This window comes from Microbacterium sp. Leaf351 (assembly GCF_001423825.1).
Lineage (GTDB): Bacteria > Actinomycetota > Actinomycetes > Actinomycetales > Microbacteriaceae > Microbacterium > Microbacterium ginsengisoli.
Window position 1 is genome coordinate 17,321 of the sequence record NZ_LMPK01000013.1, and the last position, 576, is coordinate 17,896.

Below are 576 nucleotides of genomic sequence, written 5' to 3' on the forward strand. Positions count from 1 at the left end.
AGCCCCACGCCGACCATGATCAGGATCGAGGTGCCGCCGAACGGGAAGTTCTGATTCGCGCTGACCGTCGCCAGGGCTATGAGGGGGATGAGCGCGACGAGACCCAGATAGATCGAGCCGGGCAGGGTGATGCGCGTGAGCACGTAGTCGAGGTACTCGGCCGTCGGACGCCCGGCACGGATGCCGGGGATGAAGCCGCCGTACTGCTTCATGTTGTCGGCGACGTCCTCCGGGTTGAAGGTGATCGCGACGTAGAAGTACGTGAACCCGACGATGAGCAGGAAGTAGAGCGCCCAGTAGAGCGGGTGGTCGCCCTTCGTCAGATAGTTCTGGATCCACAGCACCCAGTCGGGCGGCGTCGTGCCCGCCGCGCCCTGGTTGAACTGGGCGATGAGCGCGGGGATGTACAGCAGCGACGAGGCGAAGATCACCGGCACGACGCCGGCCATGTTGACCTTGATCGGGATGTAGGTGTTCGTGCCGCCGTACGTGCGGCGACCGACCATGCGCTTGGCGTACTGCACCGGGATGCGACGCTGCGACTGTTCGACGAACACCACCAACCCGATGATGATG

General features: G+C 64.2%; 1 protein-coding gene. It reads right to left on the reverse strand.

Going from position 1 to position 576, the window contains the following annotated elements:
- Positions 1 to 576: preprotein translocase subunit SecY (locus ASG00_RS17135; protein ID WP_235559207.1), on the reverse strand; the 576-nt coding region annotated here is incomplete at both ends.